General features: G+C 59.3%; 13 protein-coding genes and 1 tRNA gene. 4 read left to right on the top strand and 10 right to left on the bottom strand.

Annotated elements, in window-relative coordinates:
• Nucleotides 1–46: 46 nt before the first annotated feature.
• Nucleotides 47–718 carry a DUF5591 domain-containing protein gene (locus QMC91_RS02405; RefSeq protein ID WP_300234809.1) on the top strand — a complete coding sequence of 224 codons (672 nt, stop codon included), beginning with the start codon at nt 47–49 and terminating at the stop codon, nt 716–718.
• 223 nt (nt 719–941) lie between these two features.
• Here QMC91_RS02405 and rbcL read toward each other — a convergent pair whose 3' ends face one another.
• The 10 genes from rbcL to QMC91_RS02355 all read right to left on the bottom strand — a co-directional run bounded on the left by rbcL (nt 942) and on the right by QMC91_RS02355 (nt 16156).
• Nucleotides 942–2234 (bottom strand): type III ribulose-bisphosphate carboxylase, encoded by a 1293-nt coding sequence (gene rbcL / locus QMC91_RS02400; protein ID WP_300234806.1) that lies wholly within the window; start codon nt 2232–2234, stop codon nt 942–944.
• A gap of 385 nt (nt 2235–2619) precedes the next feature.
• Complete coding sequence (locus QMC91_RS02395; protein WP_300234803.1) at nt 2620–3270, bottom strand: TfuA-related McrA-glycine thioamidation protein; 651 nt, start codon at nt 3268–3270, stop codon at nt 2620–2622.
• Nucleotides 3233–4447: a YcaO-related McrA-glycine thioamidation protein gene (locus QMC91_RS02390; protein WP_300234800.1), complete on the bottom strand. Its 1215-nt coding sequence runs from the start codon at nt 4445–4447 to the stop codon at nt 3233–3235. Before QMC91_RS02390 ends, QMC91_RS02395 begins: the two co-directional genes overlap by 38 nt.
• Entirely contained in the window at nt 4444–4860 is a 417-nt protein-coding gene (locus QMC91_RS02385) for a molybdenum cofactor biosynthesis protein MoaE (protein WP_300234797.1), read from the bottom strand. The genes QMC91_RS02390 and QMC91_RS02385 overlap by 4 nt, the downstream gene beginning before the upstream one ends.
• A gap of 191 nt (nt 4861–5051) precedes the next feature.
• Entirely contained in the window at nt 5052–5795 is a 744-nt protein-coding gene (locus QMC91_RS02380) for a HesA/MoeB/ThiF family protein (protein ID WP_300234794.1), read from the bottom strand.
• A gap of 173 nt (nt 5796–5968) precedes the next feature.
• Nucleotides 5969–6053, bottom strand: a tRNA-Leu gene (locus QMC91_RS02375).
• Nucleotides 6054–6216: 163 nt separating this feature from the next.
• Nucleotides 6217–10350: a HEAT repeat domain-containing protein gene (locus QMC91_RS02370; protein ID WP_300234791.1), complete on the bottom strand. Its 4134-nt coding sequence runs from the start codon at nt 10348–10350 to the stop codon at nt 6217–6219.
• 452 nt (nt 10351–10802) lie between these two features.
• Nucleotides 10803–12599, bottom strand: coding sequence for a PAS domain S-box protein (locus tag QMC91_RS02365; RefSeq protein WP_300234788.1), 1797 nt, complete (start codon nt 12597–12599; stop codon nt 10803–10805).
• 461 nt (nt 12600–13060) lie between these two features.
• The gene (locus QMC91_RS02360) at nt 13061–15169 is read right to left on the bottom strand and encodes a minichromosome maintenance protein MCM (RefSeq protein ID WP_300234785.1); all 2109 of its coding nucleotides are present in this window, start codon (nt 15167–15169) and stop codon (nt 13061–13063) included.
• Between the two features lie 12 nt (nt 15170–15181).
• Entirely contained in the window at nt 15182–16156 is a 975-nt protein-coding gene (locus QMC91_RS02355) for a replication factor C small subunit (protein ID WP_300234782.1), read from the bottom strand.
• Nucleotides 16157–16297: 141 nt separating this feature from the next.
• Between QMC91_RS02355 and QMC91_RS02350 the strand changes: the two genes are divergently transcribed.
• Genes QMC91_RS02350 through QMC91_RS02340 form a run of 3 tightly spaced genes read left to right on the top strand, consistent with a single transcriptional unit; the run spans nt 16298 to nt 20472 of the window.
• Nucleotides 16298–17050, top strand: coding sequence for a hypothetical protein (locus QMC91_RS02350; RefSeq protein ID WP_300234777.1), 753 nt, complete (start codon nt 16298–16300; stop codon nt 17048–17050).
• A gap of 7 nt (nt 17051–17057) precedes the next feature.
• Nucleotides 17058–17795, top strand: a complete 738-nt coding sequence (locus QMC91_RS02345) for a metallophosphoesterase (RefSeq protein WP_300234774.1) — start codon at nt 17058–17060, stop codon at nt 17793–17795.
• Nucleotides 17740–20472 (top strand): DEAD/DEAH box helicase, encoded by a 2733-nt coding sequence (locus QMC91_RS02340; protein ID WP_300234770.1) that lies wholly within the window; start codon nt 17740–17742, stop codon nt 20470–20472. The genes QMC91_RS02345 and QMC91_RS02340 overlap by 56 nt, the downstream gene beginning before the upstream one ends.
• The last annotated feature ends 142 nt before the right edge of the window (nt 20473–20614 follow it).

Raw genomic sequence — 20614 nt, 5'->3', positions numbered from 1 at the left:
CTTCCTGGATCAAACTTCTATCCAGTTCAGAGGGTAATCTCCAGTCATGCAGGACGATCGGGTGCTACAGCGTGCGGAGACCGGGCCACGGGTGGTCGAGGTTGTGCATGATCGGCATGGAAACCAGATAGAGATATTCGACCCGCCTTTCTACCGCAGGGAGTTTGAGGAAGCGTATCGGTTTATCATTGATGAGTATCTGGTGGCGCCAAGAGAGATCGCCCTCTTTCTCCCCTGTGCGGTGCGTAAGCCCTACAGCCAGAGCCCGAGTCACAAACTATTCCGTCGGATCATCGATGATCTCCTCGACCCCGCGGACTACCATATTGTCATCTTTGGCACCTGCGGGACGGTTCCTGCGGAGCTCGAGTGCATGTACCCGTTCTGTAACTACCACTACATGCTCGGCAGGACAACGGACGAGCGGGTCAGGCGCGATTTTCATCGTATAGAGGTCTATAGGTTGAAGGGCTACCTGGAGAAGACCCGGGAGACCTACCGGTACCGACTTGCATACTGCATCGGGCCGTTCAGGAAGGCAATGGTCGAGGCATCAAAAGAGAGCGGGATCGCCGTCGACCTGCTCCCCTCCGACCCGATGATAGAGCGGCTCTACGATATCGACTGTCCGTTCCCGGAGGGGAGTCTCTCGATGCAGGTCTACATCGATGAGTTCCGGGAGGGACTCGCGAGGCTCGCAAAGATGGTGCAACGTTGATGTCGCGATAGTGTCTCAAAACCTTTGGTGCCCTATCGCCCGGTGCTTCCAGATCCCCTGGCGAGGGGGCCGGTCAGGGTGTGACGACCTTCCATCCCTTCGCAGCATCCGGTGAACACAGATATCACCTCGTTTCAGGTATCGCGCCAGCCACACCCGGAAAACCCTCAACACGCCCTGATCTGACTACCGGTATCTGCCCGCTATTCAGGCTCTGACGCGGTCACTTCGGCTTGTAATAACCCCACTTCTCCAGGGCTTTCTTGAGTTCAGGGGCCTGTTTTGCCTTATCGTCGAGGCTATCGCCTTCCTGCCATGCTTCGATCGCCTGCATGACGGCCCTCGCACCGGCCCTGGTCCCTTCAGGGTGGCCGTGAATTCCTCCACTCACCAGGAGGACGAGGTCGGTTCCGTAGATATCAAGGACGTCCGGGACGAGTCCGGGGTGGAGACCACCCGACGAGACCGGGAAGGCGCTCTTGATCTCTCCCCAGTCCTGGTCGAGGGCCATGTGGGGGAGGGCGTTCATGTGCCGTTCCCGGAGCATATCTGCAAGCAACGTGGCCTCGGCCCTTGTGCCGACCAGTTTACCTACGGCGGTCCCGGTGTGGATCTGTGTAACGCCGATCAGCCGCATCAACTTCGCCAGGAACTGCATAGTGATCCCGTGCCGTTCGTCCCGATCGAAGGCTGCGTGCATCGCGCGGTGAGCGTGAATTGCAAGCCCCAGGTCGGAGCAGTAATCCCGGAGTGTTGTGACCGCGGCCGTCCCCGCCACAACGACATCGATCATCGCGTAGTTCCATCCGTAGTCCGCAAGCATCTCCGCCCGCGTCTTCATCGTCTCGGTATCGGCCGTGATGTTAATGAGCGCAGACTTCACCTCACCGGTCTCCTGCTCAGCGCGATCCCTCATCACCGTCATTTCACGGACGCGGTCCTCAAACCGGTTAAATGACTGGGACGTCAGGTTCTCATCGTCTTTGACAAAATCAAACCCGCCCATCCAGGTCTCGTAACCAACCTCGGCGTGCTCCTTTGCGGTAAACCCCACTTTCGGCTTAGGGACGGCGCCTGTGAGCGGCCGGCCGTTGACGCGCATCATGTCACGGATCCCCTCGATACCGAAGTGCGGCCCCTTGAAGTGTCGGATGTAGCCTGCCGGAAGCGTGGCGTCTATCAACCTGAGGCGGTTCAACGCCTTCATGCCAAAGATGTTCCCGGCGATGCCGCTCAGGAGCTGGGTGGCGTTCCCCTCTTCCCAGAGATCAAGAGGGTATGCTATCTTCACGTAGTTCCCCTCGATCTCAAAGGCCTTAGCCTGGAGGTCACGCATCCTCGGTGGCATGGTAAAGAGCGTTGTCCAGGTCCCGGTCGAGCTCTCCGAGGCAATACGGCCAACCGCCTCATCCTTGCTGATCCCTTCGGCGGGTTCGAAGTAGTAGAGTGCTACAAGTTCGTCCGGGCCGGGGGTATGGTCGAGATCAACGAACTCGTTGTACCAATCAATCGCCATAACATCACCTCTGAAGTGAAGGCTTTCAGGGGTGAAAAACCTGGTGGCAATACGCTGGTTTCATCTGGCAACATCAGGAACGGGAGAGAGGCCCCGGGGGCAGTTGTACTACGTTTTCATAAGTTCATCATATAAGGTAAAAAATATATAAGATAAATTTCATACTAACAACCGGGTTGGGCGCCACGTCTGGTGAGAACCTCCCCTGCCCCTCTGCACGTCCACCATACTATGCTATATCATCAAACAAATTTTGGCCGGACAACTCAGGGACTGCCCCCTGCCCTGCCACATACCCTGAAGTAAGACGACCGTGATATGGCGGCATTTTACAGTTATACCAATTTCAGGGGCAAAAAATCGCGTTATTTTAGAGACAGGACTTTCATGGTTCGCTGATGATATTCCTGATATACTCAAGCGCGAGCAGCGCGTCCTTACGTTTCTGGTCGACAGAATGTTCCCTGACGAATACCAGAAAGCGTGCAATCTCTGCTGGATCAACCTTGCCCTCTGCCGCGGTGGCAACCGCATCGTATGTCCTCTCGGGGAAGTAGAGTTTTCTGGCGGCCTCTATCAGCGTCCTGCCAGTATCGGTGCCGATCACACCGCAACCGATCGCACTTTGAACGGTTGCCCGAATGTTCACAAGAGGCTCTGAGATCGCCACAAAAGTCTCAGGATCAAAGAGGAGCGCGACCTCGTCGTCAGCAACAAGCCTCCCTTCACGATAGGCGCGGTAGATCTCGCCGACCCCTTCCATTCCGAGGCTGTCGAGTTCCGCCGCACGGAGCGCTCCCATGCTTGAGGCACCGACGACCCGCACCCCTGCCCTCAGCGCGGCAAGGATCTCACGGTGGGCGACGGCAGAGTCCTGAAAGAAGACGCCATCGATCAGCCCGATAATCCTGGCACCCTCCTCGGTGGCCCGGATGATGTCACCCCGTTTAGCCGGGGGTCGGTAATCGGCGTCCAGGATCTGGCTGGCGGTTGCAATGTCACAACTGGGACCCAGAAAGACGACTACGCCGTGCATCGAGGCACCTCCTGCCCATCCGGTCCTGGTCCATCGCGTACATCTCCAGACCGGGCACGATAACCCGGACAACCGGGATCCCGATCTCTGGTCTGGTGAGGTCGACCACGATCACTCGCGAGAGCCCTGCCATTCTGAGTCGGTCGATGACATGCTGGATGTCGGTCAGGAAATCGTCGCTGTCAAACGACGGCAGGTCAGCGAAAGATACGGTCTCTGAATCTGCGAACCAGTGCCGGTTCAGCCGTTTCGTCCGTTCATAGCCGATCCGTTTCCTGACATCCGCTGTATCAGTATCCTCCCTGGCGCCGTGGATCTGGGTCAACCGGCTCTGTGCAACCTCTGTGAGTGCCCGGAGGACGGCGATCCCGGCGTTTGTATGCGACCCCATCCCGATCGTGAGCAGTGTCGGGTCTCTGAGGACAATGTCATCGGCAACCGCGGCAACGGTTGGGATTCCTATATCGCTTGTGATATCCTTGAGCGTGACCTCTACCCCGGCGGCCTCAAACTTTGCGAGCAGGTCGGCAGCAAGCCCGTCCTCGATCCCATCGATCCGTGGACCGGTATTCCGGGTCACCTCCACGAGCGACCAGGCGTCCCGCTCAACAACCTCCATCAGGGCGTGGAAGATCGCCTCTTCGAGGGTGTTGCCCGAGGCCAGTCCATTGGTGTTCGTCCGGAAGAGACCACCCATGGTTACCGGTAGGGGGTGGAAGACCGCGTGAGTCGGGACAAGGATCTCCTCTTCCTGCACGATATCGTAGCCCCATACCCAGGGGATCACCAGATCTGGAGGGACGCGATCTGGGAGGATCAGGTCGACGGGATCGAGCGCTTTATACTCTGCCGAAACCTCACTGTAGCGCCGCATGATGACCTCCCGGTCACCTATCTCCGCCGAGTAGCGCTCGATCCCCTCCATCATGGCCGAGACCTCGGCCTCGATGGGGGTGGCACCTTTGCCGTTGTAGACCGATATCGCCCCCGACTCGGCGGTTGGCCGGATGCTTGAGAATACCGGGATACCGATCCGGTCAAGGTTCGTTATGTCTGCAACCCTGGTTATCCCGGCCGCCGGCAGCCTCTCACGTGCACGGCGTAGCGTTTCCTCGGGCGGAACCGCGCGCTGGGTCTCTCTGGAGTAGGACTTGCGGCAGGACTGGAGCCTGATCATGCCTCGCCTCCTGAACCCTCTCCAGGCACCCACCGTTCACCACCCTCTCCGATCTCTTTCTTCCAGATCGGCACGCTCTGCTTTATTCGATCTATAATGTATTCGCAGGCTGCAAAAGCCTCCTGCCGGTGCCCGGCGCCGACGACTATGAGGAGGATGTTCTCCCCAACCCGGAGTTGTCCAACCCGGTGGATGATCCAGACGGTCGCTATCGGGAATCTCTGGAACGCCTCATCCCTGATCGTTTCAAGTTCTCTCACCGCGACTTCCTGGTATGCCTCGATCTCCATCACCTCCACCCCTTCATCGGCCCTGACGGTACCAAGGAAGGTAACGATAGCGCCGAGATCAGGTCTCTTCACCTGCTCAATCACGGTGTTTATATCGAAATCCTCTTCTGTTACGCTGATCATACTCGTCTCCTCTCTCATCCACCCTTCCAGCAACTCCGGGAGGAGGCTACGTCTCCCTCTTCGCCGTTGTTCGGAGGATGCCGTTCAGTTCTAAGAGTGCACTTGCCGCCCGTTTTGAGGGGTCTTCGACCGCCAAAGGCAGGCCCGGTTCATCGCATCGCAGACCCGGGCAAACTCCTTTTGCAGGACTTTCATGCCTTTCCGTCACCTGCTGCCCCGCAGGCGTTGCAGTCCTCCTGCCGCTCTACGGTCAGGGTTGTCATCGTCCCGGCCCGACCGTCCCAGATAAGGAGTCTGTTCTCAAGGAGTTCACCACTGCCGGTGATATACTTTATAGCCTCGTTTGCCTGGACAAGACCGACGACCCCCGCTGTTGTCCCGACGACCGGGATCATCTCCTCACGGGGTGGAGCCACCGGGAATATGCATTCCAGGCAGGCCGTCCGTCGCGGGACGATCGTTGTCGCCTGACCGTCGAACCCGCTGACCGCCCCGTGGATGAGCGGGACACCTTCCCTGATCGCCGCCCGGTTCAGGGTGTAGCGCACCAGGAAGTTGTCGGCGGCGTCGATGATGAGATCGACCCCGGCAAGAAGACCGGGGGCGTTCCCCTCGTCCATGGTAGCCTGGATCGGGGTGACCCTTACATCCGGGTTCTGTGCCTGGAGTTTCGCTGCCGCCGACTCGACCTTTGGCCGGCCGATATCGCTCTCGGTGTGGAGCACCTGCCTGTTCAGGTTGGTCAGGTCCACCAGATCACCGTCGATCAGCCGGATCTCCCCCACTCCGGCAGCAGCGAGGTAAAGCGCAATCGGGCAACCGAGCCCTCCGGCACCCACTATGGCGAGCCTGGCGGTTGCAAGCCGCTCCTGTGCCTCTTCCCCGAAGAGCGCTATCTGCCGGCGGTAGCGTTCCCGTTCCCGGTCAGTGAGCATCGCTGGATATGTCCTCCTCCGGGCTAGAGGTTTGACACTGTAACCCATTGAATACGCAATTTATGTGGTCTTTTGGTCAATTTGAAGGTTGTGTTTACGAAAAGTCACACGTCTGTTTACCTGGCAATTGCACGAAAGATCGATCTCAGTGATGGAAAACGGAAAACTGCCAATGCGAGGGGTGAGATTTGAACTCACGAACTCCTACGAGACCAGGCCCTCAACCTGGCGCCTTTGACCTGGCTTGGCAACCCTCGCTTTATCCACCCATATATAGCGCGCTGCAATATAATAAAACATTGGCCCTTCACGGAGTTCCGCTCGAAAACACGTCTCCGGTGTCATGCCCCGGACGAGAAAAACCCTGAAATTACATCTCTGGTCCAAACCCTCTTCTGTGCCTGAAGGGTGGGCCCTTCGTTCAGCCGCCACGTTCCCTGATCCTTGCCAGTGCATCCTCGGCGGCCTTCCTGGCGTACCAGTCTTCATCGTCAAGGAGGGCTTCGAGTGGCGAGACCGCCCGCCTATCCCCGATCTCGGCCAGGACATCCGCCGCACGTTTACGGACGTCGCCGTCCTGATCCTCCAGAGCGGCGATAACCTCCTCCATCGCAGGGGCACCGATGGCAATTAGCGCCGATGCCGCCTCCCGACGAACGCTGTAATAATCGTCGTGGAGCAGATTTATGAGACCTCGCACCGCACGCGGGTCGCCGATCTCACCGAGAGTCATCGCTGCCCGCCGCCGGATGCTATCATCGTGGTCTTCCAGGACGGTTATCAGAGGTTCGACTGCGACGGCCCTCATCCTGACAAGATCGCTCCAGCGCTCCTTTGCTATCAGGTAGACTGCCGTCTCCTCTCCCTTCGCAGGGGACCAGCCCAGGCGGTCCAGGGCATCAGCCACCCCGGCCCTGACACGGAAATGCGTATCAGTAAGTGCAGAGGGGAGAATGCGTGCAGCAGGCTCCCCTATCATCACCAGCGCCTCCACTGAGCTCTTACGTGATGCCTCGCTGCCCTCTCTCAGAACACGGAGGAGAGGCAAAACAGCAGGTTCACCCATCAGTCCGAGCGCCCGCACCACAACACGCCAGAGACGCGGGTCGTCCAGAAGAAGCGCATCGATCAGAGGTTCTATAGCCGCAGGGTTTCCGATCTTACCAAGTGTTGCGGCCGCTCCCGAGCGGATCGGCAACGGGGCGGTGCGGAGCGCCCGGATCAAGGGCTCAACCGCCGGACTCCCAATCTCGACAAGCGCCCGCGCTGCTCCAAGCCTGATCCGCCAGTCACTGTCCTGGAACGCCTCGATAAGCGGCAGAACAGCAGGCTCGCCCACCATCTTGAGAGCCTCGATCGCCTTTCTCTGCGCCGCTTCCTGTTCGGTCTGGAGTTCCCGGATCAGTCTCATTACAGCAGGTGCTCCGATCACACCTAGTGCATGCGCTGCACCCCTCTGGATCCCGCTGTCAGGATCGTTGAGCATCCGGATCAGGGGTTCGACAGCGGCGGCCCCGATCGCGGCAACCGAAGCCCACTGTTCTTTTGCGATCAGGTAGCGGATGGTCTCCTCCTCGGTCTCAGGTTTCCAGCCGATCCGATCGAGCACCTCCGCAGCCCCAAGCCGGACCATGTAACGCTCGTCGTTGAGGGATTCTGTTATAAGTGGCGTAATTGGCCTCCCGATGCGGGTGAGGGCGTCGATCGCTCCAAGCCTGACGCCGTCATCAGGGTGAGCCAGCGCCCCTATTAGCCCGGGTGCGGCCGATTCACCCAGCGTGGCAAGAACCATCAGGGCTCGTTCCCTGACACGGGCATTGTTGTGCCCGAGCGCTGCGAGGAGCGCATCTATGGCAGGCTCACCTATCACTTCAAGGATCCCGGCAACTGTATCACCGATATCTGGATCCGCAAGGGCCAGGATGAGCGCTCCCGTGGCAGGGGCGCCGATCCGAACGAGCACTCGTGCAGCCTTCTCACGGATCTGCGGCCGGTGCAGGGCTTCGATCAGCATATCCACTGCTACGTAACCGAGTTGAACCAGTACATCTTCGGCCGGTCCACCGAGTCTATCCTCATCGAGCACAGAGACCAGTGGGAGAACCGCAGGAGTCCCTATATCGATCAGAACCTCCATCACGGCGGCCTGCACCGCAGCATCCGTGTCACCAAGCCTTGCCACCAGGTGCTCGAGTGCGGGGCCGCCGATCTCAGCGAGGTCCCGCCACCTCCGCAGTGCGATCAACCAGGCGATCTTCTCTTCCAGATCGGCGGGCTCCCAGCCAAGCCTATCAAGAACCCCTGCCACTCCAAGCCTGATGGCGGAGTTTTCGTCGCTGAGGGTCTTTATTAGAGAGGGAATTGCAGGGTCACCGATCCCGGTCAGTGCGGCCAGCGCGCCCGCCTGCGCATCTCCCTCCTCGTCGAGGAGGGGGATGAGTGCATCTACCGCCGGTGCACCGATGCCGATCAGGGCATCGACGGCCTTTCGATGGAGACGATCTCCACCTCTTCTGAGGAACTCGATAAGGCGTGGGACGGCCGCCGTCACGCCGAGCCTGCCGAGCACCTCAACCGCATTCTCCATTGCGGTCTCGCTGCTACCCTCCTCGAGCAGCGCAAGAACAGGAGCCACGGCCGGTTCTCCGATGGCAACCAGTGCCTCTGCCGCCGCAGGACCAACGCTCTTCCAGGCAAGGGCGGTCACGAGCGGGGCCACAGCCGCCGGATCACCGATCTCCCCGAGGGTAGCCGCGGCCTCGCGACGCACGCGGTTATCATCATCGTTGAGTGCCCCGATAAGGATGTCAACACCTGCGTCGCCCATCAGGGCGACCTCTGTCCACTCCTCCCGGGCGATCAGGTAGCATGCCCGTTCGGTATCACTCCATGGTTCCCAGCCCATCTCACTCAGGATATCGGCCACGCGCGACCGCAACCGTTGCGGCCCGGAGATGAGGACCTGGATCAGGGCTGGAATTGCAGGATCACCGATTGCACAGAGGACACCATGGAGCACCACTTCTACCTCTCTATCGGTTGTGTTCAAGGCCTGGATGCACGCCTCCGCCGCAGGTTCACCGATTCGTGCCAGTGCATCTGCCACACTGTTGCGGAGTTCCGGGTTCTCCAGCAGCCGTATGAGCGGAACGACAGCTGCTGCCCCGATCTCTGCGAGGGCCATGGCAGCAAGCGGCCGAACCTCATCGCCTGCCTCCTGCATCAGATCGATCAGAGGTTCAATTGCGGTCTCGCCGATCTCTCCGAGCGTACGGGCAGCGTTCCACCAGATCTCTTTATCGCGAGATCTCAGGATCTGAATGAGGGGTTCGACTGCGGTCTCACCATAAGCCGCAAGATCCAGCCACGCCTCGCTGGCGATGAGGTAGCGGATCGATTTGGCGGTGTCGGGTGGTACCCAACCGAGTTCGCGGAGTATGGTGGCGGCAGAGTTCCTGACGCGCCGCTCGGGCGCATCGAGTGCCTCAATAAGGGATGGGAGCGCCTCGTCGCCAATCTCACGGAGGGCGTAGCGAACCCCGAACTGCACCTCTTCATCCTCATCGGCAAGCGCCTGAATGAGGGGTGGCACGGCAGGACCCGCCATGCGCACAAGTGTGGTCGCCGCCCCCATCCGGGTTTCCTCGTCTCCGAGAGCGGCGATCAGCGCGGGGATCGCCTCCTCCCCGATCATGACAAGGGCATCGGCGATACGCCACCGTCTGGCCTCGTCAGCGTGCGCAAGTGCGTGAACGAGCGGGTCTACGGCGTCCGCACCGTGTTCTGCGATGGCCTCGGAGGCACGCCGCCTGACCACGCCATCGTTACTCATCAGGTCCTCGATGAGCGACGCTATCGGGCGGTCTTCCTGGAGGCTGATCTCGTCTGGTCCGGGGCTATAAAACGTAGACCCGACATCGTCATCCTCAAATCCGAGCATCCGCATGAGTTCCTCATCGCTGAGCGATTCAGAGCGAGAAGTGGAGGTTTCATCCGCGATACCGCTGTTTGAAGCCTCTATGGAGAGTTCATTGGGAGAGGCCTCTCCTTCCACGGGATTCGCCTTAGTAAGGGGCTCGAACTCTTCCAGATCTTCCTCTGGCCATTCGATCTCAATCTCTTCGGGGAAGAAAAGATCGTCCTGATTGAGTTCGGTCTCCCTGTCGGTCGAGGACTCCTCACCACCAGGAGCATTCGCTGGGGGTTGGGTTTTTTCTTCTTCGCTTTCGCTCTCTTTTGAACCTCTCTTTAACCAGCGCTTTATGCGCGAGGATGCGCCAGACCTGAGGAGACCCGGCAGGCAGACCGCCGGGAATACAGAGCTAGTCGTCACGGCAATCTCGAGTATAACGGCCGTGGAGATGAGTAGAATGAATGTGGTTATCACGATTGTGCATAACAAGACGTAAGGAAAAAGTGGGGATGCACACCGTCTCTCCGGCCCCGGTTCATTGGCCCCTGCGGGTATCGCCATCTCCGCTGCCATCTCAGGGTTTCCAGGTAGAGGAGCGGTTAGCAGGATCTCGGCGGATCCTTCTTGGGCCTCGGTGTGCATACCAGAATCTCTCAGTATAAAAAATTAAAAGTGTTTGTCCTCGTCTTCACCGGGGATTTTCCAGGATGTGGTTGATCCCCCCTGGTGCCGGGGATCAAACTCCTTTTGATAGATCTGATCGCGCCGTCTCATCGGGGCTCGCGTCATATACTCTCATCGGCCGGGACACCAATACCTGTTTCTGGCTTAAATGGCACAGTCCAGCGCAGGAGTGTATCAAGCAGAGAGTTCCCGTCTCGGCCTGGGACGACCGGGCGCCGGGGAGAGTAAGGAAGAGACCGGAAAGGGAGGGCTGAGGGAAAGTTCATTCCGCCATTCCCACCAGATCCACTCCGAATGGTGATTCTCCATCGGTACACTGCCAGCGAAGGAACCTCACCACGGTATCTCATCAAGATCCTGTCTCAGCCATGAACACGGCTTCCATGGGGCAATTGCTACTCACTGACCTCTCACTCCTCCTCTGCATCCCGCCATTTCCCGTAGGGGACACGAATCACGAACCTTGCCCCCCTGCCCGGAATGCCGGTCTCTGTGATTGTGATCCCTGTCAACGCCAGGATCTCGCGTGAGAGAAACAGGCCTAAACCTGTGTGTTTCCCAAACCCGCGCTCGAATATCCGTTTCTTATCCGCCTCTGAAACACCCACGCCGTCGTCCTCCCAGGTCACCAGAAGGTCGCCATCGGATACCTCAGCAGTTACGGTGATCCTGCTGACGCCTGCACCGCCATGTCTCTGGGTGTTGTCAAGGAGGTTCTCAAAGACCTGCTTTAGCATGGGATCTGCATATATCTCGCGTTTGATCCCGGAGGTCTGGAGTGAGATCGATGGCGGCACCTCAAGGCCCCGGATGATGGTCTCAAGGCTCTGCCAGCCAGGTTCCAGCGTGCCGATGGCCTCATACTGGCGTGTGAACTCGATCTGGCGCTGGATCTTGTGGATGGCCAGGTGAACCTTCTCAAGGTATGCCTCACGGTCGGCAGGATCGGCGTCCTTGTACAATTCCATATACCCGTCAGCCGCCGTGATGCTGTTCAAGATATCGTGGCGGGTGATCCCGGTGAGGATCTGCAACTGCCGGTGAGCCTTCCTGAGGGCTGCTTCAGCCTCTTTTCGTTCGCTGACGTCCCGGATAACAGCCACAGCATGCCATGCCCCGCCGGTAAGAACCGGAGAGATGGTGAGTTCAACCGGAAACACCCCCCCATCTTTTCTGCGCGCTGTCCTCTCAAGCGGCCTGCCGATGACAGGTCCTGTCCCGGTGATGGCGAAGTTACGAAGTCCCGCTTCTGCCGCCTCCTGAACGTACTCCGGGGCTATGAGGTCATGCACAGGTCTCCCGCGTGCCTCTTCCTCCGAATACCCAAACATCTTCACCGCCGCCATGTTCCAGAACGTCACACGACCCTCGCTATCGATCATGACTATGGCGTCATACGCCGACTGAGCGACGGTTCTGAACATCTCCTCGCTCTCTCTCAGAGCGTCTTCCGCCTTCTTGCGTTCGGTGATCTCATAGGCATGGACGAGGTAACCGATGATCGAATCACCATCATCCCTTATCGGTGTGATGAGGCGATCCAGCCAGATGACACCGCTTCGTGAGGTCGGATAGAGGTTACGGGACCGGACTTTCTCGAAATCAAATTGGGCCTGGTAGTGGGTTGTTCTCCCCTCCATGAGTTGTCGCTTCTTGTCCTCTGGAAGATTCGGGTCTTCGAATAAGGGAAAGCCCCTGAGCGAGTCTAGATCCTTCACACCCATGAGGTCCAGGGCAGCAGGGTTGGCATGAGTGAGCCTCCCTTCGGCATTATACACCCCGATGGCGATCGGCGACTGCTCGTATATCGCCCGATACCACCTCTCCCTACTCCTGACCTCCCTGTTTAGTTCCTGGAGACGCTCCTGCTCCTCACACTCGGCGGCGACCGCTGCACGAAGGCGGGCGGCAAGGTTGGCCACGATCGCTGCAATGGCAAGGAAGACCACTACCCGGATTACAGCCGCAAACACGATCTCGGGGGTTGCCGGGGTGAGGAGAGCGACAAGCGCCAGGTAGATCGCTCCAAGCCCGGCAGATATGGCAACCCCCCGCCGGAGATAGTAGTAGGCGGCATAGACGATGGGAATGTAGAAGATATGCGGAAATACGATGGTGATATCGCTTACCAGGCAGACAATCGTGACAGCAATCGCGGCAAGGCTTGAGAGTGCAAGGATCCCCAGCTGGATACTACTTTGCTTCAATAAACCCCCTCCAACGAGTTTTTAGGCGAATGACGCCGGCAACGCAGTGGTTGCCCTTGAGAGAAAATGTGCGGTGGGAATGGCCCGGACCTGGTACTCATGGTTTTTCATCTACCCTTTGTGCATATAGCGTTTCCGCCGTGCAGCAAGAGCATGGTTTGCGGCTGGCTGTGGTCATATGTTCTTTTCAAGCGCGCCTGGGGCTCAGACGTGTTTGGAGACTGGAGGCGTTTAACACCCCTCGCAAACTCCTTTGAACGCCCGTCGGTTGATTGCGGAAGCGACGCGTTCACCCCCGCCGGGGTCTTGAAAGACAGGAGACATGGCATACGGCGAGAGACCATTCTCATCAGAGGCTGACCATGCAGCGCACAGAAGTCTCCGGCAACCGACCCCCACAAACAGCCATAACGGGGGCGAAAGTTGTATGGCACCCCACTCCGCCCTTAACCTGCTTCTTCTTACCCTATCAACTTGACAAGCCCATGCCGGGGTTCGAGCACCTCGCCGCCCCGTTTCAGGTGATCCAGCGTATACTCGATCTTGTCGCGGGCGAACCCCTGCTGAACCAGGATCTCGATGACCTCCTCGACCCTCGCCTGGCCATCCGACTCCCCCGAGAGGTTCCGGATCGCCTCCTTTATCGACCGGATGATATCGCGCTGCGACTTTGGAACCCCGGTCACAAGCTTGTCGATATCAAAACTCCCGCTCTCGGCGTCGTATGCAACCTGCCTGAGACAGGCATCCACGATCTTGAGGATCCGGTCGGTGTCCTCTGTATCGATGGTGTTTGAGAGGCGCATCCGGGCGCTCGCCTCCGCAAGTCGCACCAGTGCCTCGAGTTGTCTGGCAGTGACCGGGACAGGTTTGTTGTTCCCACTGGCCAGGTTCCGCAGACGCATGTAATAGCCTATAAGCGCTTCCTTCGCCCCGTCTGAGAGGATGGGGAAGCACGTTCGTTTCGCATATGCGATGTACTTGCGCAGGAGCGCTGGATCGATATCGGGCGTGACCGGTTCAAGCGCCCGGCGGATATAATCATCATCAACACCCGCCAGGGGTTCGTGCTCGTGCTGCTTGATCAACTCTCCCACGGCGTGGGTCTTGATGATGTGCTGGGCTATCGCTGCATCACGTTCGGCCTCCGGTTGATCCGTCATAACAAAGATCAGATCAAACCGGGAGAGGAGCGATGGCGGCATGTTGATCTGTTCGGCGATCGGGATGAACTGATCAAACCGGCCGAGTTTTGGGTTTGCTGCGCCGAGGAGGGCGCACCGGCATTTCAGGGTCGCTGTGATCCCGGCTTTGGCAACCGAGACTGATTGCTGCTCCATTGCCTCGTGCAACGCGCTCCTGTCCTCTTTTGCCATCTTGTCCATCTCGTCGACTGCCGCGATCCCCATATCCGCGAGAACCAGCGCACCTGCCTCAAGCGTCCAGCGGCCGTCTCCGAACTCGTCCTTGATCGCAGTCGCCGTAAGCCCTGCGGCCGTCGACGACTTGCCGCTTGTATAGATCCCGCGGGGCGAGAGTTTTGCAACGTATCTCAGTATCTGGCTCTTCGCGATACCCGGGTCTCCGACCAGCAGGACATGGATATCACCGCGTAGACGGGAACCATCCGGCATCTCCTTCGGTATACCGCCAAAGAGCTGGAGAGCGATCGCCTCCTTCACGTCGTCGGAACCATAGATGGTCGGTGCGATCGACCGCACAATCTTCTTGTATATCATTGGGTCGCGAGCGAGGGCCATGATCTTCGCCTCGTCCTCCTCAGTGATCGCAACCTCCTCAAACTCCTTCTCGGCGACCTCTATAGAGTTGCCCTCCAGGTAGATGTCAAAGAGGGTGCTCTTCTGGCCGTAGTTGATCCGCTGCACCGACCGCAGGATGCCGTTCACAACCACCCGGTCACCCGGTGTGACCAGGCCGGTGAGGTCGTCGGTGACGTCGATATCGAGCGTCTGGGGCTGCTCTCCACCGCGGAGACCCTCCGGCGACTCCTGAATCCTGATCTTCTGGGCGTCGACAAACCGGCATCGGTTGAGGACAAGATCGAGTCGTGTCTTGCGCTCGCAGTTCGGGCAGAATTCAGGCTCATCAAACCGGCCGTAACCCTGCGGGATCGGATCCGTCAGCTTGTTGCAGGAGCGGCACCGGAAGACCGCACTTACAATCCGGGGACGGACCTCCGTGGTCTTTCTGAGAATCCCCTCGATGCTGACGAATGTATTGATCTGGTCAGCCCGAATGTCCCTGATGTTGGTCTTCTGTGGCAGGTTGGTGAACCGGATGTTAAGGTGATCCGGTTCCAGACTGTCCTTGAGTTTAAGCAGTTTGTTCTGGACTATCGCGTCTCTGATATCCCCTATAACCTTCCCGGGGCTGCGGAGGAGTTCAAAAGCAAGCCGGTTGTTCAGGATCTTGCGGTAATCGATGACAAGCGAACGCCTGTGAGGATACTCGCGGGAGATCTCGGCAAGCTCCCGGCGATACTGTTTTTTCAGGGTTTTCGTCCACTCGCCAACGTTATCGGTGACCTCGACGTTGATCTCCTCGGTCAAAACCAAACCTCCTCAGCGGTGCTCCCGGGCGGCAAGGACGAACCGGGCGATCAGCGCTTCCATCTGGATATCGCTGTTTGCTCCCTCCGATAGGCGGAAATCGGCCTCGCCGAGGGCGTCAATAAGTTTCACTTTGAGCGGCCGGTCAATATCGCGCTGGATCAGAGCCCTGTAGCACTGGTTGATCAGCTCGTTTGGGGCGATGCCACGTACACGGGTCAGATCGGAGAGAACTTTCTCGGCCTCATCAAACCTCCCGGCGATCGAGAGATCCAGGAGTTCGTCGATCTCATCCGGTCTGGCGGTCGCGGTGATCGAGTAGATCATCTTCTCATCGATCTCGGGGCTGATGATGGCAGCGCCCTGAAGAGCATTGATCGCCTTTCTCATATCCCCTGCAGCGACGTAAACTATGGCGTCAAGTGCCTCTTCCGAGACCGTGAGCCCCTCGGCCGCAGCAATCCTCCTGATCTCTTCTATGATTGCCTCCCGGTCAAGCGGCCTGAACCGGTATATAGCGCACCTGCTCTGGATGGGGTCGATGATCTTTGAGGAGTAGTTGCAGGAGAGGATGAACCGGCACGTGCGGGCGTAGGTCTCCATAGTCCTCCTGAGAGCCGCCTGCGCATCAGTGGTCAACGCGTCCGCCTCGTCCAGGAAGAGTATCTTGAACTGCGCACCGCCAAGTGGCGACGTCCGCGCGAATTCCTTTATCTGGTTCCTGACGACGTCGATACCGCGCTCGTCGGAGGCGTTCATCTCCCGGAAGTTTGTCTGCCAGGACTCTCCGAAAAACTCCCTGGCGAGCGCCACGGCGGCGGTGGTCTTTCCGACCCCTGCACTCCCTGCAAACAGGAGGTGCGGCAGGTTCCCGGTCTTCACGTAGGACTTGAGGCGCACCACGATATCTTTCTGCCCGACCATCTCATCAAGTCGTCTGGGCCGGTACTTCTCTATCCAGATGGTGTGGTCGCCTTCCGATTGCATAGACATAGGTGTCTGTCTACGTAAAAAGATTCAATGTTTCATAATCCGGTGATCCCTTTTAGAGGGTGAAACGCAGATAATAGGTACAGACGCGTGGTAGTCCCTGTATTTCACAACCACTTTCTCGAACGGATTGATTGCATGGAGCCTGTAGAACGAGTGTTCGCGCGGGAGTTCTCCACCGCGCGGTATACTGTGGATGCCGGCGACGGCCATCTCCCGGTGACACCCTCTGGTGCCTGCTCCCACCGCCTCTTTATTGTCGGTGCTCTCACCGAACGCCTGGGAGGCGGGGATCTCATGCAGGCCCGGGTAGCCGATCCTACCGGTGTATTCCTGGTCACGGTGGACTGGCATAACCCTGACGCGCTCGAGACGCTCGGCTACATCGACCCGCCTGTGTTCGTTGCCGTCACCGCTCGGCCGGTGCCGGGCGGTTCGGGAGACCGGGCGTGCCCGGCACTGGAGGTCGAGGCCATCCGTGTGGTTGACCGCACCGCACGCGACATCTGGGTGCTCGCAACCGCCGCTGCAACGCTTGACCGGCTTGAGGCGCTCCGGGATGGGAGGGGTGAGCGTGCCGCAACCGCCCTCAGGCTCTACGCAACCACGGAGAACGAGATCCGGGAGATGGCCGGGATGGTAAGAACAGCGCTCGCGACTGTCCGGGAGGTCCCTTCCCCATCCCGGATCACCCCCCGTGCTCCGGCGGAGATCCTGCTGGACGCTCTCAAGGCGGTGGACAGCGGTTTGAAGGGGATCTCTATCGAAGATGCAGTCGCTGCCGGGGTGGGTTCCGGCCTCACCGCCAGTGAAGCACGCACGGCGCTTGAGAAACTTCTCGCTGCCGGAGAATGCTACCAGCCTGTAGATGGCACAGTAAAACTGATCTGAGACGATAATGCACCTACACTTCATTGAGAACGGCCCGGCCCTCCTGGTCGAGCAGGAGCAGCGGGTTCTGGTCGTCGCCGACCTCCACATGGGGATCGAGTCGGGCCTCGAACGCTACGGCGTTCACATCACCAGCAGGAGCAACGCCCGTGCAGAGCGGGTGATCGCCTGTATCGAGGAGACAGAGCCCGATCTCCTGCTCCTCCTTGGTGATGTCAAGCACAACGTCCCGGTGACAACCCGACAGGAGTACCGGGAACTTCCACGTATACTCCAGTCGTTTCGCGAACTCGTCCCGATCGCCGTCACCCCCGGCAACCATGACGGCGGGATCGACCGGTTCCTTCTGGAAGGTGAACTCCTGCCCGCCGGAGGCACAATCATTGACGGGGTCGGGTATCTCCACGGCCACACCCATCCTGCTGCCGGGCTTTCCAGCCACCTCATAATCCTCGGCCACCACCACCCGGTGGTTTCGCTCATGGATGCCGTCGGCTGCGCCGCCCGCGCCCGACCAGCCTACCTCTACTCAGTCTTTGAAGAGCCGACAGGGGAGCGCACCCGGCTTCTCTTCGTCCCGGCCTTCAACGAGTTTGCGGGCGGGATCGATGTGGGTTTGCTGCGGGAGAGCGGACTCGGGCCGCTGTCGCGCTGTATAGACGAGAAGAACGCGGAGGTGTTCCTGGCAGATGGCACATACGTCGGCTCCCCGGCCACGCTCTGCCCCGCAGAGATCGACGGTTGAACTTCTCGACCCACGGGTGAGGGAGGTTGTCCGGAAGCGCGGGTTTACAGATTTTTCTGAGGCACAGGAACGGTCCATCCCTCAGCTTCTTGCTGGAGATAACCTGATCCTGGTGGCGCCGACAGGCACCGGGAAGACCGAGAGCGCCATGCTCCCGGTATTTGACAGGCTCCTTGAGACCCCGGGTCCCGGGTTCAAGGCACTCTACATAACGCCACTGCGCTCCCTGAACCGTGATATCCTGGCACGGATGGAGTGGTGGTGCCGGGAACTATCACTCACAGTCGGCGTCCGTCACGGGGACACGCCGCAGAACGAACGGCGTAAGCAGGCACTGAACGCTCCCGACCTTCTCATCACCACCCCGGAGTCGCTGCAGGCGCTCTTCATGGGCAAACGTCTCCGCGAACACCTCAAAAACGTCAGGTATGTCATCATCGACGAGATCCACGAGCTCGCCGACAGCAAGCGGGGGGCACAGCTTGTGGTGGCGCTCGAACGTCTGGTCGAGTATGCCGGGGATTTCCAGCGGATCGGTCTCTCGGCAACCGTCGGGAACCCGGACGATATCGGTCGGTTCCTCTGCGGTTCACGGCCATTCTCGCTTGTGGAGGTCCCGGTCGCAAGCAACCTTGATATCACCGTCCGGTTTGCCGGCGAGGACTTCAGTGATCAGGTCAGTGCGGTCGAGAAGTGTCTGGATGCCCGGGGTTCCACCCTTGTCTTTGTCAACACCCGCGTGACCGCCGAGGCCCTCGGCCACAGCCTCTACTCCAGGGGGGACGTCGAGGTTCATCACGGTTCGCTCTCGCGGGATATCAGGGTGGATGCCGAGGAGCGGTTCAGGAATGGTGAGATCCAGGCGCTGATCGCGACCTCTTCGATGGAGCTTGGTATCGATATCGGGCATATCGAGCATGTTGTCCAGTTTGGTTCACCAAGGCAGGTATCGCGACTGGTGCAGCGGGTCGGTCGGGCCGGACATCGTCTCGATGCCATATCGCGCGGGACTGTCCTTGCAACCGGGTTTGACGACCTCCTGGAGTCACTTGTGATCACAAGGCTGGCGAAGGATAACGAGTGCGAACGGATCGTCCCGCCTGCCGGCGCAGCCGATGTGCTTGCAAACCAGGTGGCGGCGATCGCTGTCGAGTACGGCGAGATCGAGATATCGCGTGTCCGGAAGATAGTGGAACGGTCGAGTGTCTTTAACGGTTGCGGGTCTCTCCTGGACGACGTCTGCCGCCAGATGGCGGAGCACAGGTTGATCCGGATCGAGGAGACCAGGATCATCCGGACAGGGCGTGCAAGGCGGTACCTTGTCGGGAACCTCTCGATGATCCATGACGAGCGGAAGATGGAGATCTTTGATATAGTGTCGCGTCGGACGGTCGGAACACTGGATGAGTCGTTTGTTCTTGGCTGGATGCACACCGGCGCGGTCTTCATCACGAAGGGCCAGCTCTGGAGGGTGCTTGAGATGGAGGGCGGGAGGATCACCGTCGAGCCTGCAACCAGGGCGAAAGGGGAAGTCCCATCCTGGGAAGGCGAGCAGATCCCTGTACCGTTTGCGGTCGCCCGGGAGGTCGGGGCGCTCCGACGGAGACGGGCATTCGACCGTTACTCGAACGTTCCAGGGGTGATCAGGTATGCAGAGCGGTTCATGGCCAGGATGGACACAGGAAACCACCCCATTCCATCCGATCGACTCATCACCCTTGAGAACGCTGACGAGGGTGTGGTCTGCAACGTCTGTGGGGGACATAAGGCAAACGAGGCGCTCGCCCGGGCTCTCTCGATCCTTCTTTCCGCCCGCTACGGAACTACCGTCGGGATCGAGGTCGGTGCATACCGATTCCTCCTCCGCCTGCCCGGGAACGTCCGGGCGCTTGAGGTGCAGGAGACCCTGGCGGGGGTCGAACCCGACCACCTTGCCGGGATCCTGAAACTTGCCCTGAAACGGACGGCGTTATTCAAGTGGAAACTTGTTCAGGTGGCCAAAAAGTTCGGTGCCATCGATGCGGATGCCGACTACGAGCGGTTCAGCATCCACCGTCTGATCGACCTATTCGACGGGACGGTCATAGCGACGGAGGCCTACCGGGAACTCTTCAGCAACTACATGGACGTGGATGCGGCGCAGGAGATCCTGACCGGCATACGTGACGGCCGGATTGCCGTCACCATCGGTCGACTCAGCCCCATCGGGAGCGAGGGGCTCTCCTCATCCCGGGACACGATCCCGCCGCCGATGATCGACCAGGCGGTGATCGGGACGCTTATGCGCCGTCTGGATAAGGAGGAGGTCGTCCTGTTCTGCATGAACTGCCGGAAGTGGAAGAGCCGGACGGTCGTTGAGCGCGTCCCCGAGCGGCCGCAGTGTCCCCTCTGCGGCGCACGTCTCATCGCCGCGCTGAAACCCTGGGACGAAGAACTCATCCCGGCGGTAACAAAAAAGAAGAAGTCGGAGGAGGAGCGGGCGATCGAGGTCCGGTTCCTCCGGAACGCAAACATCGTTCTTTCAAGCGGGAAGAAAGCGGTGATCGCCCTTGCGGCAAAGGGTGTCGGCCCGGAGACAGCGTCGCGGATCCTGGCAACCCTCTCTGATGGGGACGCTTTCTACCGTGAGATCCTGAAGGCCGAGCGCAACTACGTAAAGACCCACCGGTTCTGGTAGCGCTCCCTGGCAGTTCCCTCCTTTTTTGAGGAGAGTGGATCTGATACGCATGTTCTGGAACGAATCTTTCTTTGTGACAGAGTGTTCTGTAATAATCGGCCTTTACAGCTCACCGATATCTCCGAAACCTATAAAGAACCAT

Source organism: Methanoculleus sp., from assembly GCF_030019085.1.
Taxonomy (GTDB): domain Archaea; phylum Halobacteriota; class Methanomicrobia; order Methanomicrobiales; family Methanoculleaceae; genus Methanoculleus.
Note: the sequence above shows the minus strand (reverse complement) of the source record. Positions and strands in the feature narration are given on the sequence as shown.

Coding starts and splice junctions, on each gene's coding strand:
- QMC91_RS02355 (WP_300234782.1), bottom strand. CDS start 16,156: ATGCAATCGGAAGGCGACCACACCATCTGGATAGAGAAGTACCGGCCC.
- QMC91_RS02380 (WP_300234794.1), bottom strand. CDS start 5,795: ATGCTCACTGACCGGGAACGGGAACGCTACCGCCGGCAGATAGCGCTC.
- QMC91_RS02405 (WP_300234809.1), top strand. CDS start 47: ATGCAGGACGATCGGGTGCTACAGCGTGCGGAGACCGGGCCACGGGTG.
- rbcL (WP_300234806.1), bottom strand. CDS start 2,234: ATGGCGATTGATTGGTACAACGAGTTCGTTGATCTCGACCATACCCCC.
- QMC91_RS02340 (WP_300234770.1), top strand. CDS start 17,740: ATGGCACATACGTCGGCTCCCCGGCCACGCTCTGCCCCGCAGAGATCG.
- QMC91_RS02395 (WP_300234803.1), bottom strand. CDS start 3,270: ATGCACGGCGTAGTCGTCTTTCTGGGTCCCAGTTGTGACATTGCAACC.
- QMC91_RS02370 (WP_300234791.1), bottom strand. CDS start 10,350: ATGCACACCGAGGCCCAAGAAGGATCCGCCGAGATCCTGCTAACCGCT.
- QMC91_RS02390 (WP_300234800.1), bottom strand. CDS start 4,447: ATGATCAGGCTCCAGTCCTGCCGCAAGTCCTACTCCAGAGAGACCCAG.
- QMC91_RS02345 (WP_300234774.1), top strand. CDS start 17,058: ATGCACCTACACTTCATTGAGAACGGCCCGGCCCTCCTGGTCGAGCAG.
- QMC91_RS02385 (WP_300234797.1), bottom strand. CDS start 4,860: ATGATCAGCGTAACAGAAGAGGATTTCGATATAAACACCGTGATTGAG.
- QMC91_RS02350 (WP_300234777.1), top strand. CDS start 16,298: ATGGAGCCTGTAGAACGAGTGTTCGCGCGGGAGTTCTCCACCGCGCGG.